The sequence below is a fragment of the Olleya aquimaris genome (assembly GCF_003259525.1).
Lineage (GTDB): Bacteria > Bacteroidota > Bacteroidia > Flavobacteriales > Flavobacteriaceae > Olleya > Olleya aquimaris.
The window spans coordinates 280251-294823 of sequence record NZ_QLLO01000004.1 but is presented as its reverse complement, the minus strand read 5'-3'; the positions used below and the strand labels follow the sequence as shown (position 1 = coordinate 294823).

General features: G+C 33.1%; 15 protein-coding genes. 7 read left to right on the top strand and 8 right to left on the bottom strand.

All coding sequences use genetic code 11. From position 1 onward, the window contains the following. Nucleotides 1-44: 44 nt before the first annotated feature. The 4 genes from paaB to LY08_RS07730 all read right to left on the bottom strand — a co-directional run bounded on the left by paaB (nucleotide 45) and on the right by LY08_RS07730 (nucleotide 3308). Entirely contained in the window at nucleotides 45-335 is a 291-nt protein-coding gene (gene paaB, locus LY08_RS07745; RefSeq protein ID WP_111659878.1) for a 1,2-phenylacetyl-CoA epoxidase subunit PaaB, read from the bottom strand. Nucleotides 336-463: 128 nt separating this feature from the next. After that, nucleotides 464-1420: a 1,2-phenylacetyl-CoA epoxidase subunit PaaA gene (paaA, locus tag LY08_RS07740; RefSeq protein WP_111659877.1), complete on the bottom strand. Its 957-nt coding sequence runs from the start codon at nucleotides 1418-1420 to the stop codon at nucleotides 464-466. A 173-nt stretch (nucleotides 1421-1593) separates the two neighbouring features. Further along, nucleotides 1594-2667 carry an FAD-binding oxidoreductase gene (locus LY08_RS07735; protein WP_111659876.1) on the bottom strand — a complete coding sequence of 358 codons (1074 nt, stop codon included), beginning with the start codon at nucleotides 2665-2667 and terminating at the stop codon, nucleotides 1594-1596. Nucleotides 2668-2738: 71 nt separating this feature from the next. Further along, nucleotides 2739-3308 carry a TetR/AcrR family transcriptional regulator gene (locus LY08_RS07730; RefSeq protein WP_111659875.1) on the bottom strand — a complete coding sequence of 190 codons (570 nt, stop codon included), beginning with the start codon at nucleotides 3306-3308 and terminating at the stop codon, nucleotides 2739-2741. Nucleotides 3309-3354: 46 nt separating this feature from the next. On the opposite strand from LY08_RS07730, the gene LY08_RS07725 reads away from it, so the two are divergent. Beyond that, nucleotides 3355-3660, top strand: coding sequence for a rhodanese-like domain-containing protein (locus tag LY08_RS07725; RefSeq protein ID WP_111659874.1), 306 nt, complete (start codon nucleotides 3355-3357; stop codon nucleotides 3658-3660). On the opposite strand, the gene LY08_RS07720 is transcribed toward LY08_RS07725, so the two are convergent. The 3 genes from LY08_RS07720 to alaS all read right to left on the bottom strand — a co-directional run bounded on the left by LY08_RS07720 (nucleotide 3655) and on the right by alaS (nucleotide 8124). Beyond that, nucleotides 3655-4266, bottom strand: a complete 612-nt coding sequence (locus LY08_RS07720) for a DUF4230 domain-containing protein (RefSeq protein ID WP_111659873.1) — start codon at nucleotides 4264-4266, stop codon at nucleotides 3655-3657. The two genes, LY08_RS07725 and LY08_RS07720, sit on opposite strands and share 6 nt — an antisense overlap. Before the next feature lie 243 nt (nucleotides 4267-4509). Then, on the bottom strand, nucleotides 4510-5475 hold the full coding sequence (locus LY08_RS07715) for a GSCFA domain-containing protein (protein ID WP_111659872.1): 966 nt from the start codon (nucleotides 5473-5475) through the stop codon (nucleotides 4510-4512). 33 nt (nucleotides 5476-5508) lie between these two features. Continuing rightward, on the bottom strand, nucleotides 5509-8124 hold the full coding sequence (alaS, locus tag LY08_RS07710) for an alanine--tRNA ligase (RefSeq protein WP_111659871.1): 2616 nt from the start codon (nucleotides 8122-8124) through the stop codon (nucleotides 5509-5511). A gap of 132 nt (nucleotides 8125-8256) precedes the next feature. Between alaS and LY08_RS07705 the strand changes: the two genes are divergently transcribed. From LY08_RS07705 to LY08_RS07680, 6 genes are all read left to right on the top strand, one after another. Next, nucleotides 8257-9228, top strand: a complete 972-nt coding sequence (locus LY08_RS07705; protein ID WP_111659870.1) for a M23 family metallopeptidase — start codon at nucleotides 8257-8259, stop codon at nucleotides 9226-9228. Then, on the top strand, nucleotides 9228-9557 hold the full coding sequence (locus LY08_RS07700; RefSeq protein ID WP_111659869.1) for a MerR family transcriptional regulator: 330 nt from the start codon (nucleotides 9228-9230) through the stop codon (nucleotides 9555-9557). The genes LY08_RS07705 and LY08_RS07700 overlap by 1 nt, the downstream gene beginning before the upstream one ends. A gap of 11 nt (nucleotides 9558-9568) precedes the next feature. Beyond that, nucleotides 9569-10168: a LemA family protein gene (locus tag LY08_RS07695; protein WP_111659868.1), complete on the top strand. Its 600-nt coding sequence runs from the start codon at nucleotides 9569-9571 to the stop codon at nucleotides 10166-10168. 3 nt (nucleotides 10169-10171) lie between these two features. Then, nucleotides 10172-10615: a TPM domain-containing protein gene (locus LY08_RS07690; protein ID WP_111659867.1), complete on the top strand. Its 444-nt coding sequence runs from the start codon at nucleotides 10172-10174 to the stop codon at nucleotides 10613-10615. Then, nucleotides 10612-11484 (top strand): TPM domain-containing protein, encoded by an 873-nt coding sequence (locus LY08_RS07685; protein ID WP_111659866.1) that lies wholly within the window; start codon nucleotides 10612-10614, stop codon nucleotides 11482-11484. The genes LY08_RS07690 and LY08_RS07685 overlap by 4 nt, the downstream gene beginning before the upstream one ends. A gap of 80 nt (nucleotides 11485-11564) precedes the next feature. Continuing rightward, on the top strand, nucleotides 11565-12041 hold the full coding sequence (locus tag LY08_RS07680; RefSeq protein ID WP_111659865.1) for a TPM domain-containing protein: 477 nt from the start codon (nucleotides 11565-11567) through the stop codon (nucleotides 12039-12041). A gap of 33 nt (nucleotides 12042-12074) precedes the next feature. Here LY08_RS07680 and LY08_RS07675 read toward each other — a convergent pair whose 3' ends face one another. Beyond that, nucleotides 12075-14510, bottom strand: coding sequence for a T9SS type B sorting domain-containing protein (locus LY08_RS07675; RefSeq protein ID WP_111659864.1), 2436 nt, complete (start codon nucleotides 14508-14510; stop codon nucleotides 12075-12077). Nucleotides 14511-14573: the final 63 nt, after the last annotated feature.

Here is a 14573-nt window from a genome sequence, read left to right as displayed (position 1 = left end):
AGTTTCCCGTTTTCACGGGAATTGTAATTTGAGCAAAGCTCAAATTACATATGTTTTACCTCGTCTGGTAAATCGTAAAAAGTTGGATGACGATATACTTTATCCTGAGCAGGCTCAAACAATTCGCCATTATGCTCTGGATTTGAAGCAGTAATATGTTTAGACTCTACAACCCAAATACTTACACCTTCATTACGACGTGTGTAAACATCTCTTGCATTTTCTAATGCCATTTCTGCATCTGTTGCGTGTAAACTTCCACAGTGACGATGTTCTAATCCGTTTTTACTTCTTACAAAGACTTCCCAAAGAGGCCAGTTTTTTGTTGTTGACATAATTTTTTATTTTTTTAAACTCTTCTTATTAGGGAAACTTATTCTACTAACAACCCTTCCGTCTTTAAGCTCTTGATGGAGCTTAAAGCCACCTTCCCTTAAATAAGGGAAGGAGTTTTAAGTTTATTTTAAACTGCTTGTTTTTGATTTCTTTTTTGCTTTTTTTCTGCGTGAGCCATTGCTGCATCTCTAACCCATTCACCTCGTTCCCATGCACCAACTCTTGCTTTCATACGTTCTTTGTTACATGGTCCATGACCTTTTACAACCTGCCAAAACTCGTCCCAATCAATTTCTCCAAAATCGTAGCTTTGACGTTTTTCATTCCATTTTAAATCTGGATCAGGAATAGTAAGCCCTAAAATATCTGCTTGCGGAACGGTTTGATCTATAAATTGCTGACGTAAATCGTCGTTAGACTTACGCTTTAATTTCCATTTCATGGACTGTTCTGTATGTACAGATTCTGCATCTGTAGGACCTAGCATCATTAAACTTGGCCACCACCAACGGTTTAATGCATCTTGTGCCATTTCTTTTTGCTCTGGTGTACCGTTGCACAATTTTAACATAATCTCAAAACCTTGACGTTGGTGAAAGCTTTCTTCTTTGCACACACGTATCATTGCTCTTGCATATGGTCCATAAGACGTATTACATAATGGTACTTGGTTAATAATAGCTGCACCATCGACTAACCAACCAATTGCTCCCATATCTGCCCAAGTGACAGTTGGGTAGTTAAATATTGACGAATATTTTGCTTTACCTGTATGCAACTGCTCGTACATTTCGTCTCTAGAAATACCTAAAGTTTCTGTTGCAGAATATAAATATAAACCATGTCCTGCTTCGTCTTGTACTTTAGCTAACAATGCTACTTTACGACGTAATGATGGTGCACGAGTAATCCAATTACCTTCTGGTAACATCCCTACAATTTCGGAATGTGCGTGTTGCGACATTTGACGAATGTGAGTTTGGCGATACTTTTCTGGCATCCAATCTTTTGGTTCAATTTTTTCGTCTCTTGCGATACGCTCTTCAAACTGTTTCTCTAAACTTCTAATTTGTTCTTCACTCATTGTTTTTAGCTTTTAGCTATTGGCTTTTAACCTTTAGCGTGTTGAACTTCATTTTTCTTTTTCAATATATCTGAGATTCCTCGTCTACACTCGGAATGACATCTTTTTTAAATTCATCAATGAATAAACTATTGATGAGATTCCCACTTTTGTGGGAATGTTAGCCTTTTGGCTTACACGTCAAAATCGACGACTACTTTATTTGATGTTGGTACAGCTTGACAGCTTAACACAAGGTTTTGTGATACTTCTTTATCATCTAGTGCGTAATTTATTTTCATTTCTACGCTTCCTTCTTTGACTTCGCATTTGCAAGTACTACACACACCACCTTTACATGCAAATGGTAAATCTGCTCCAGCGCCTAGTGCTGCATCTAAAATATTATCGTACTCTTTGGTCATAGTGAAGGCAAATTCTTTTCCACCATCAACTATTGTGACTTCTGTTCCTTCAACGTTTTGTTGCGCTAAGCGCTCTGCGCGTTTAATATCTTCTTCTGAAAGCCCAGTTACAAACAATTCAAAATGCACTAAATGCTTCGGTAATCCTGCATTTATTAGATACTCACTCACATAATTCACCATTTTTTCTGGACCACATAAAAACACGTCGTTTGTATCTGGAATATCAATAAATGTGTTTGTTAACACTTTCATTTTATCATCATCAAAACGTCCATTAAACAACTCGATATCTCGACGCTCTTTGGTTAAAAAGTAATATATTTCTAATCGTCCAAAGTACTTATTTCTTAGTTGCTCAAGTTCTTCTTTAAAGATAATAGATTTTGCTGTTTTATTGACATAAAACAATTTACAAGTTGCATTTGGCTCTTGAGCCAAATGTGTTTTTATCATTGATAACACTGGTGTAATACCACTTCCTGCAGCAAAAAACAAATAGTTTTTTGATGTTGTTGGGTCACACTCCACACCAAAAGTTCCGGTTGGCACCATGACTTCTAATTGGTCGCCAGCTTTTAAATTGTCGTTTATATAGGTAGAAAATTTACCGCCAGGAATTAGCTTAACTGCTACTTGCCATTTATTATCTAATGGGCTAGAACATAACGAATAGGAACGTCGGACATCTTCTCCATTTATATCTGCCTTTAAAGTTAAATGCTGACCTTGTCTGAAACGGAAAGCTTCTTGCAGCTCTGATGGAACATCAAAAGTTACAACAGAAGTATCTTCTGTTTCTTTATATATATCTGCAACCTTTAAGTTGTAAAAATCTGTCATATTAATTACTTAAAACATCAAACTAACACTTGTTAGTTACAAGTAACAAAGATACAAATTTTTATTATTAACTAGTTGTTAATTCCGTCTATGAGAACTTGAGTTAAAGTATTTGCCAAATCGTTTGCATTAAGCTCTTCTTTTTTAGGAATCCAAAGATAGAGTGAGCGCAATGTAGTTAGCATTGAAAACATGATGATTTCTGGATTACTATTTTTAATTTCTGAAGTAGCTATACCTTGTTTAATGATATTTAAAAAATTAGTTTCGTAATCGTTTCTAAGTTTTAAATAATAGTCTAATTGATCTTCAAGATGCATCCAATCGTTATTTAGGGATGCCATACCATAGGTATTATTTGCAGTTATCTTTACATGTAATACCACAACACGTTTAAGTTTATCAATATTTGATGTATTGGAAGCCACTATACTGTCCATTCCATTTGTAAACTCTTCTGCAATAGATATTACTATCTCTTTAAGTAAGTCTTGCTTAGAGCTGATGTGATTATACAAACTAGCAGCTTTAATACCCATTTGCGATGCCAAATCCCTCATAGTTACAGCACTATATCCTTTTTCTTTAAACAGAATTGCTGCAGTGTGTATAATGTTGTCTTTGCTAATAGGTTGTTTCAAAATTGATTTATATTTGTGATTGTAAATTTATACAAAAAAGTACATTATGGGATTATTTGGATTTTTGTTTGGAAATAAAGCCAATAAGCTTAAAACGTTTCAAGAGAAAGGTGCTATTATTTTGGATGTTAGATCTAAAGCCGAATATGACTCTGGAGCCATTCCTGGTTCAAAACATATTCCGTTACAACAAATCCAAGCTAAGGCTAAAGAAATAAAGCAATGGAACAAGCCTGTTATTACCTGTTGTGCAAGTGGTATGCGATCTGGAAGTGCTGCTGCTATTTTACGCAGTCATGGTGTGGAAGCTATGAATGGTGGAGGCTGGCAAAGCCTTTACAATAAATTATAGTTTAATTATTTCAAGCTTATCTAGATTATCAATCTGATTATCGTTGTATTGCAAGGTCCAACCCAAACTGTTGGTCAAAATATAAAATTTTGACAATTCGCTAATTAGCCTATTTTTAGCATTAATGCGTAAGTTTGAAGCTTCTACTTTTTTAGTAATTCGTTCTTTTACTATATTTTTTATTTTGTTATAATCGTCTGCATTAAACTCGTTAAAATATCCACTTTCAATATCGTAATATTCTAATTCTGGATAAATTTTTATTTCTTCTTCAGGAATAGATTTAATTTTTAAAATTTTATTGGTACTGTCAATAGCAAATTCTATTTTACTTAAATCATATGCTACAGTTACCTCTGCATTTACAATAATTAAAGCTTGTTTATCTGAAGTTAAATTAGCAAAAATAGGTTTAGAATTTTTATAACTGTAAGCATCACTAAAATAACCTTCTGTGACAATTAGTTTACCAACATTTTTAATTTGCTTAGCTATTAAAGCCGAATGTTCGTTAATAATGGTTTGATTGGCTTTACCCTCTGTACATTTTTTAAATATAAAAGAGATAACAAACGCTAAGACAATCCCAATAATAATTTTTCGCATGGATTAAAAGTACATAAAAACTTTATATGTTTAAATTAAGAAAAGTATATAAATCAAAAAACACCAACTAAAAAATCAGATTGGTGATTAGTTAGATGGTGTTATTATGAAGATTGATTAATAGCACTTTAAAAATAATACTGTTTACCTGTTTTTCAATTTTTTTTTCGACCAAAAGAGTATTAATTAGTTGTAAGCATCTTTTGTGTTAAAATACTTACAAATCAGCAAGTTACAATTTTATTAAAATTTGATATGCGGAAATTTTTTTGATAAAATATGTTGCTTAGATTTTATCTGCTCAATAAAATTTAAATGAGCTTCAGAATTTGGGTTAAATGGTTTATGCTGTAACCCTTTTTGTACGTAAGCAACCTCATCAATAATTTCTTCTGTAGATTCTGATATCCATACCTGTTTAAATCGCTCCCAAATATATTGAATAGCTATTTTATTAGGGTGTATCATGTCTTCTTTATAGAATCGATAATCGCGTAACTGATCCATCATTATCTCAAAAGCAGGAAAATAATACGATTGATATTTATCTATTGACGATTGATTATTTAAAAATTGATGAATTGCTGTAATTAAATGCGATTTGCTTTGGGTATTTTCTACAAACCCATCTTTTATATGACGTACAGGAGAAACCGTAAAAATAACATTAACTTTAGGGTTTACTTGATGTATTTGGTTTGTTATAGATTGAAGTGACACTACCACATCTTGCACACTTAACAACTCCTTATCAAACTGTTTTTGAGGCATTTTATGGCAATTAGCCACGATTTGTTTAGTATCCTGCAAACGATATACCCAAGCAGTACCTAAAGTAATGACAATATGTGTTGCATGCTTCAAGTAATGATTAGTTTTTTGCAAAGCAGCATTTAATTGATGTAATACTAAACTTTTTGTTGTGTTGCTTAATCTGGAATGTGCATCGTAACAATAAAACTGTTCATTGTTTAAAAACACATCATTTTCGGTATATTTTTTACCGTTTAAAGCATTACTAACTAAGGTCTCTATTGCTTTTGGATGAAATAAAACCCCATATGGATTAATGTAATTCTGAAACTTATAATACTGGAAAGTTTCTCCAATATTTTCAGAAAAACATGACCCTAAAAGCAATATTTTAGAATGGTAATCTATTAGATTATCCTTTTGCTTTTTGAGTTTTATTTCAGTTTGAAATTCCATAATGTGGATTTCTACTTTCGCAGTAATGACAAATTAAACAATATATGTTTTAGCTGCTTCCAAAGCGTCTTTAATACCTGCTGGATTTTTACCACCTGCAGTAGCAAAAAATGGTTGGCCACCACCACCACCTTGGATGTGTTTACCTAACTCTCTAACAATGTTTCCTGCATTAAGACCTTTTTCTTCTACTAAACTTTTTGAGATATAACAAGATAAAATAGCTTTACCATCGTTTTCTGCTCCAAATAATAAAAACAGATTATCAAACTGGCTACCAAGTTCAAAACATAAATCTTTAATTCCGGATGCATCCAAATCTAACTGCTTGGTTAAAAAGTTGACACCGTTTACTTCAGTAATTTCAGATTTTAATTCGCCTTTAATGTTTTTGGCTTTGTCTTTTAACAACTGTTCGATTTGCTTTTTTAAGCTTGTATTTTCTTCTTGAAGACTTTGTAATGCCTTTACAGGTTCTTTAGCGTTGTTAAGCAAGTCTTTCATTTCAAAAAATGTTCTGTTATTTTCATGAAAATAAGACTTAACAGCATCGTTTGTAATCGCCTCTATACGACGTATTCCTGAAGCTACTGCGCTTTCAGAAATAATTTTAAAGTGCCAGATATCTGCAGTATTATCTACATGTGTTCCTCCGCATAATTCTATAGACTGTCCAAAACGTACTGTACGTACTGCATCTCCATATTTTTCTCCAAATAACGCCATAGCACCTTCTGCTATTGCTTTTTCCATTGGTACATTACGTCCTTCTTGTAGTGGCAACTTACTTTCGATACGTGCATTAACAAAGTTTTCTACATCACGTAATTCTTCAACAGTTAATTTAGAAAAATGAGAAAAATCAAAACGTAAATATTTTGAGTGCACAGCACTACCTTTTTGTTCTACATGTTCACCTAAAACTTCTCTTAAGGCTTGGTGTAACAAATGGGTTGCTGTATGATTACACTCGGTTCTGTAACGTTGTTTTTCATCTACTTTAGCAATAAAAGTCTGATTAACATCACGTGGTAACTCTTTTGTTAAATGAATAATTATATTATTCTCCTTTTTTGTGTCAACAATGTAAGACACATCCCCATTACTAGCTTGGATATACCCTTTATCACCTACTTGCCCACCACCTTCTGCATAAAATGGCGTTAAATTAAACACCAATTGATACATGGTTCCATCTTTTTTAGAAACCACTTTACGATATTTTGTAATTTTAACTTTAGCTTCTAATTGGTCGTAGCCTATAAACTCTTGTTCGTCGTCTTTAATTAACACCGTCCAATCGTCCGACTTTAATTCTGAAGCTTCACGACCTCTGTCTTGTTGCTCTTTAAGACGTTTATTATATTCTTCTTTATTGTATGTAAATCCTTTCTCGCGTAAAATTAAGTCTGTTAAATCCTCTGGAAAACCATAAGTATCTTTTAACTCGAATACTTTAGATCCAGATACTTGCTTATCTGTAGCGTTATCGACTATACGATCTAAAATAGCTAACCCTTGATCTAAAGTGCGTAAAAACGAAGCTTCCTCTTCTTTTATAACGTTCTCAATTAATTGTTTTTGCGCTTTAAGTTCTGGGAATGCTTTACCCATTTTTTCTGTCAACACATTGACCAAACGGTAAATAAATGGTTCTTTTTTATCTAAAAAAGTAAAACCATAACGTACTGCGCGTCTTAAAATACGACGAATAACATAACCAGCACCAGTATTACTTGGCAATTGTCCGTCTGCAATAGAAAATGCGACTGCACGTACATGATCAGAGATTACACGAATAGCAATATCTACTTTTTCGTTTTTATTATAATCTTTCCCAGTAATGGTTTCTATCTCTCTAATTATTGGTGTAAAAACATCTGTATCGTAATTAGATGTTACATTTTGTAGGACCATACACAAGCGCTCAAAACCCATTCCTGTGTCAATATGCTTGTTTGGTAAACCTTCTAAACTTCCATCTGCTTTACGGTTGTATTGCATAAAAACCAGATTCCAGATTTCAACCACTTGAGGATGATCTTCGTTTACCAAAGACTTACCATCTACTTTAGCTTTTTCTTCTGGAGTACGAATATCCACATGGATTTCGCTACAAGGTCCACACGGTCCTTGCTCTCCCATTTCCCAAAAATTATCTTTTTTATTTCCTTTTAAAATACGGTCTTCGCTTATAAATTGTTTCCAAATATCATAAGCTTCTGTATCCATTTTTAGGTTATCTGCATCATCACTACCTTCAAAAACAGTGACGTATAAAATATCTTTATCAATTTTATAGACTTCTGTTAATAGCTCCCATGCCCAAGCAATTGCTTCTTTTTTAAAGTAATCACCAAAGGACCAATTTCCTAACATTTCAAATAATGTATGGTGATAGGTATCGTAACCTACTTCTTCTAAATCGTTATGTTTACCAGAAACCCTCAAACATTTTTGCGTATCTGCGATACGGTTGTTTTTTGGTTGTGCATTCCCTAAAAAAAACTCTTTAAAAGGAGCCATCCCAGAATTTACAAACATTAAAGTTGGATCATCCTTTAGCACCATTGGTGCAGAAGGCACAATACTGTGTTTTTTATCTTCAAAAAACTTAAGGAATGTTGCGCGTATGTCTTGAGAGTTCATGCTACTATGTTAATAATCTTGTTTACATTAGCTTAAAGCTTAATAAAACAATTTATATATTTGTTATACGTTACTATTTTAATTGCTGAAAAATTCAGCTTTAACAACTGCAAAAATAGTATAAATTAGATAATGAGTAAGGTAAAATATTATTATGATTCTGAAACGCTCTCTTATAAGAAAATTGAGCGAAGAAAAAGACGTACATTTAAGTATATTTCTTTATTTATTTTAGCGTCTGCCTTATTTGGATTTTTATTTGTTTTTATTGGTGGTCAATACTTTGAGTCTCCAAAAGAAAAAGCATTAAAACGTGAGCTTTCTAATTTAGAATTACAATTTGATTTGCTCAATAAAAAAATGGAAGAAGCAGAAACCGTTTTAGCAAATATTGAAGATCGTGATAATGCTATTTACCGCTTATATTTTGAAGCTAACCCAATACCTGAAGAACAACGTAAAGCAGGTTTTGGTGGAGTAAATAGGTACAAAAAACTAGATGGTTACGATAATTCTGAATTAATTATAAACAGCAATAAACGCATTGACAAACTACTAAAGCGTATTGTTGTACAATCTAAATCTTTAGATGAGATTGCTGTTTTAGCCGAAGAAAAAGAAAAATTATTAATGGCTATTCCAGCCATACAACCTGTTAGCAATAAAGACCTTACTAGAATGGCTTCTGGTTACGGTATGCGATCTGACCCATTTACCAAACTTAGAAAAATGCATTGGGGAATGGATTTTACTGCACCAAGAGGCACACCAGTTTATGCTTCTGGAGATGGTATTGTAGAGCGTGCAGATAGCAATTCTGCTGGTTACGGTAATCACATAAGAATAAATCATGGATATGGATATGTGTCTTTGTACGCACATTTGTACAAATACAATGTCCAAAAAAATCAGCGAGTAAAACGTGGTGATTTAATAGGCTTTGTTGGTAGTACAGGACGATCTGAAGCACCACATTTACATTACGAAATCTTTAAAGATGGTGACAGAATCAATCCTATTAATTTCTATTACGGAAGTTTAACACCAGAAGAATTTAACAAATTACTAGAACGTGCTTCTTTAGAAAATCAATCTTTAGATTAATGATTATTGACCTTCCAGAAAAACGATATTACACCATTGGAGAAGTAGCCAAAGCCTTTAGTGTTAACACCTCTTTAATTAGATTTTGGGAGAAAGAATTTGATGTGCTTCAACCCAAAAAAACTGCTAAAGGCAATCGTAAGTTTACACCAGATGATGTCAAAAATTTACAACTAATTTACCATTTGGTAAAAGAACGTGGATTTACGTTGGAAGGTGCAAAAATTCATTTAAAAGAAGAAAAAAAGAAAACCTTAGATAATTTTGAAATAATAAAAAAATTAGAAGGAGTTAAACATCAATTAATAAAACTAAAAGAACAACTTTAAAACCAACTATTATGAAAAAATTACTTGTGCCTATAATTATTATTGGAATTATTGTTTTTGCATTATATTCTTGGGCTGTAGGCATTAATAATGAAGCTGTAACATTAGAAGCAGATGCTAAAACAGCATGGTCTAATGTAGAGAGCACCTACCAAAGACGTAACGATTTATACACTAGCGTTATCAAAACAGTACAAGGGTCTGCAGATTTTGAAAGAAAAACATTAAACGAAGTGATTGAAGCACGTTCTAAAGCAACCTCTGTAAATATTGATGTTAACGATTTAACGCCTGAAAAACTTGAGATGTTTCAAAAAGCTCAAAGTCAGTTAAGTGGATCGTTTAGTAGACTTATTGCCTCTTTTGAGCGCTATCCAGAACTGAAAACCACAGATCAGTTTAGAGATTTTATTAAGCAACAAGAAGGCACAGAAAACAGAATTAATATTGCTAGAGACAGATATAATGAGGCAGTAAATAAGTACGATATTTTTACAACCAAATTCCCAAACAAGATTTTAGCAGGTTGGTTTGGCTTTAAAGAAATGCCGAGATACAAAGCTAATCCAGGCTCTGAAAATGTTCCGGATTTTGAATTTAAATTTGACTAATCTATGGTAAGTCCTGACGTAGAATCTTTTTTAACAGCTAAAGAAGAGCAAGAAATTATTGAAGCTATACGTGTAGCAGAAGACCATACGTCCGGAGAAATTAGAATACATATAGAAGACACTTGTAAAGGACATCTTGAAGAAAGAGCTTTGCAAGTGTTTTCTATTTTAAAAATGCATAACACTAGAGACAGTAATGGTGTTTTAATTTATGTTGCAGTTAATGACCATAAGTTTAGTATTTATGGTGATGAATGTATTAATAAAGTAGTCCCTAATAACTTTTGGGATGAGACCAAATCCATTATTGAATCACATTTTAAAAATGGTGCTTTTAAACAAGGCTTAGTTGAAGGTGTTTTACATGCTGGCCAACAGTTAAAAGCGCATTTTCCAGTAGATGACTTTAACACCAATGAACTCTCTAATACCATTTCTAAAGGATGATGATTAGTAAGCAGTTTTCCGTCTTCAGAAATCAGTCAAGAATTCTACTTAAAAAAGGGTTAATACAACTTGTTGTTTTAATAGCGTTATTATCCTTTGGTCAAGTATCTGCACAATATAAAATACCTGAAAAGCCTACTAAAGCTAATCCTGATGCGGTTTACGATTATTTGGGCTTACTTACCAAAAGCCAAAAACAGGCTTTAGAAAACAAACTTGTAAAATACTCTGACACGACCTCAACACAAATAGTTATAGCTATAATACCTTCTACTGAAGGTGAATATATTAACTATTTAGGCGCACAATGGGGAGAACAATGGGGAATTGGTGGTAGTGCAAAAAAAGATAATGGTGTTTTTATTTTACTAGCTAAAGATGATAGAAAAATAAACATTAGCACTGGTGAAGGTGTAGAACATTTATTAACAGATGTCATGTGCTCTAGAATTATTGAGTACGATATCATACCCTATTTTAAACAAAACGACTATTTTGGCGGTTTAAATAATGGTGTAGATGCTATTATAGACACCTTATTAGGCGAATACCAAGGAACACGACAAAGTCAATCTCAAGGATTTCCTGTCGGAGTTATATTCTTTTTGATTATTGTATTTATCATTATATTAATTTCTATTTCAAAAAACCGTAGAGGTGGAAATGGCACTGATAGTTTTGGTGGAGGACGCAATACTACTCGAGACATTATTGAAGCAATTATACTAAGCAATTCTGGTCGAGGAGGCTATAGAAGTGGCTCTGGTGGATTTGGTGGTTCTTCTGGAGGTGGCTTTGGAGGAGGTGGTTTTGGTGGTGGCTTCGGTGGAGGCGGTTTTGGAGGTGGAGGTGCTTCTGGAGGTTGGTAAACTGTTAGTTTGCAGTGTTCAGTCTCGGTTTACAGTGCTTAGACATCCAAAAACTCTACATAAAAACTAAATATATTTTAATGCGTTTTCTTTTACTTTTATTTGTCTTTGTTTCACTTATTTCATGTAAAAAAGAGAAACAAAATGATACACTTATAAATCAAGATGTAGTGCAAGATTATGCTAATTTGTTTTCTGCAAAAGAAAAAGATTCTATTTCAAAAGTCATTATTGATTATGAAAACATTAGCACAAACCAAATCTGTGTTTATGTTATAGACTCTATTCCAAACAATAACAATGCTTTAATGTATGCTACAACAATTGGTCAAACTCTTGGCGTTGGTCAAGCCGAAAAAAATAATGGATTACTGATTTTGATTTCTACAAAGGATAGACAAGTTGCTTTTGCTACTGGATTAGGCACTGAAAAAATATTAACAGATACTATTTGTCATGATTTAATTGAAAATACCTTAATTCCATCATTTAAACAAAGTGCTTATTTTAAAGGTGTTCTACAAGTGTTGGATTCAATAAAAGTGAAATGGCATTAATTAAGGGAATCAACTGTATTTTCTTTTTTTAATTTAATTAGTTTTTAAAGTAAAATGACCTGTAAAGTATTTTCCTCTAGCAAGAAACGCTGTAAACCAATAATCTGAAGTTGGTAATTTTATACCATTAAATTTTCCATCCCAACTATCATTAGGATTGTCCATAGTATAAAGCAACTTACCATAACGGTCGTAAATGTTAACCCTAAAAGCAGCTTGAAAATTTGAGGGTACTCCTTTAATCTGCCAAGTATCGTTTATGTTATCATCATTAGGAGTGAAAAAATTGGGATATCCTAATACATACACATTAATAGACACGATGCCACAATCGTTTTTTGTGTCTTTAATATAAACAGTGTATTCTCCAGCTTCAATATTGTAAAATACATTAGACATTTGATAGGGTCCACTAAAATCTAAAGCATATTGGTAAGTACCTTCTCCACTAACATTAATTGTAATAGAATTATTTTGAGATACATCAATAACATTAACCGAATCTATTGTTGCAACATCAGAATTTAAGACAGTAAATACTTTAGTCTGTGAGCAAAGAGTATTGTTGTTAATTATCTCCACAGTAAATGCCCCTTCTTGGTTTACTTCAATTGCTGAAGTTGTAGCTCCTGTAGACCAAATAAAACTGTAATTTGGATCCAAAACCTGAGTAGATAAAGTGATAGTATTTGGAAATTGGTTTGAACAATAATAAACAACCTCATTGCTGTCTATTGGTAAAATAGGGTTAACAATTAATTCTACTTCTGCTATACCATAACAACTGTTATCTTCCGTTACTCTTGTATAAATAGTTTGATTAAAAGGAATGGTGTTTTCATATGTGTTTGGCAAAGGGTTTTGACCTGTCAAAGCCTCATTAAATGTAGCAAAAAATGCGGTGTTTAATCCATCAGGTAAACCTAACAAAATATCACTATCTGCATCAGATAATGTAAAAGTGGTAATACCATCTATAATAGAATAATCACAAGCTTCAATGGAAACATTGTTAACCAAACTAGAATTAACCTCCAATGTAATTTCCGCAACATCAGAACAGCCATTATCTGTAAAAATAATTTCTGCAAAAACCGTTTGTGGGTTGGTTATATTGGTATAGTTATTTCCATTAATAGACTGTGTTAATCCAGCATCAAGATAATAATTGATCTGCCTGTCAAAAATGGCTTCACCTGCAAAATTTGCTGAATAAGAATTTAAATTAAATACAGTGACACCATCACTAATTAAAGTATCGTCACATTGTGAAATTGTGATATCATTAGCTTGTGGTGTAGGTATTACAGATGCTATAACTGGACTTCTTATTCCAGCGTTATTACAACCACTAAACACAGGTGCAACCCAAAATGTTGTAATTTCTGAAACTGTTGGACTATAAGTTAATCCTTCACTTAATACTGTTGTTGATGTTTGATCTTCAAACCAAAAGACGTTATCTGCATTGGAAGTGACGGATAATTCAATTGGCTCATTAGCACAACCAGAATTATTATTAAAAGATAAAATTCTTGGTGTATATATTATGGTACTAGTTGACAAATTCACCACTGGATCTCCTGGCATACCACCAAACTCTACTATATACCCTTTAGGTTCGTATGGGTTTCCAGCTTCAGTAGATCCTAAAACAGGTAGATCGTTCCAAGAACCAGGAAAACCTATACTTGGATCTGTGATATGCGCATAATCTTCGTTGCCACCAAAATCGTTAGGCTCGTTAATATTCCAAAAACTAAATGCACCATTAGCGGGTCCACCTGTAAAATCTCCAATCCAAAAAGTTGTACCAGCTTCTGGTCCTGTAACCCACTTCCATACACCCTCTGTTTCTTCATCAGATGCACCAATCCATCCAGTTCCTATACTTTGTTCTCCTGCAATTTGCGATTCTTGAGATGAGGTTAAGGTCGCTAAATACCCTTGTAATCCATAATAAGTAGTAGCACTTGCATCTGCTACTGCTTGAGTCCAAGAAATACCAACGTTTTCTACATAAAAGTAATAATGGCCAGTAGAAGGTAAATAATTGGCATTACCAATATTTATGGAAAAATATTTTTCATTTAAAAAAAGAATTTGACTGGTTTGATAAGTGACAGATTCTATAGCTGTTTCAAATTCTGTAAAAGTAGCAGGTCCAGTTAAAGTTAATTGACCTTGAGACTCATTCCAAGTACTTGAAATACTGGGATGTGCACCAGTTAAAACCAAAAGGTCCTGACCAGAATTATAACCTTGTGAAATTTGAATCACTATCACATCCAAGGTGTTGTCTCCAACATCAGGATCTGTAATAGACACACTATTTGCAATAGGAATTGACTCTCCTGGACAATATTGATTGGATCCTGTAGCTGTAATGGATGGCGGATTATCCTGAGCTAAAGCAGCTATACTGCAACCAAAGAGGCAATAAAAAAATAATGTATTTTTAAAATTCATGTGACATTTAACTAACTGTAAATGTACCCATTTTTATCACCTTTTAATGATAAATAAATCTTA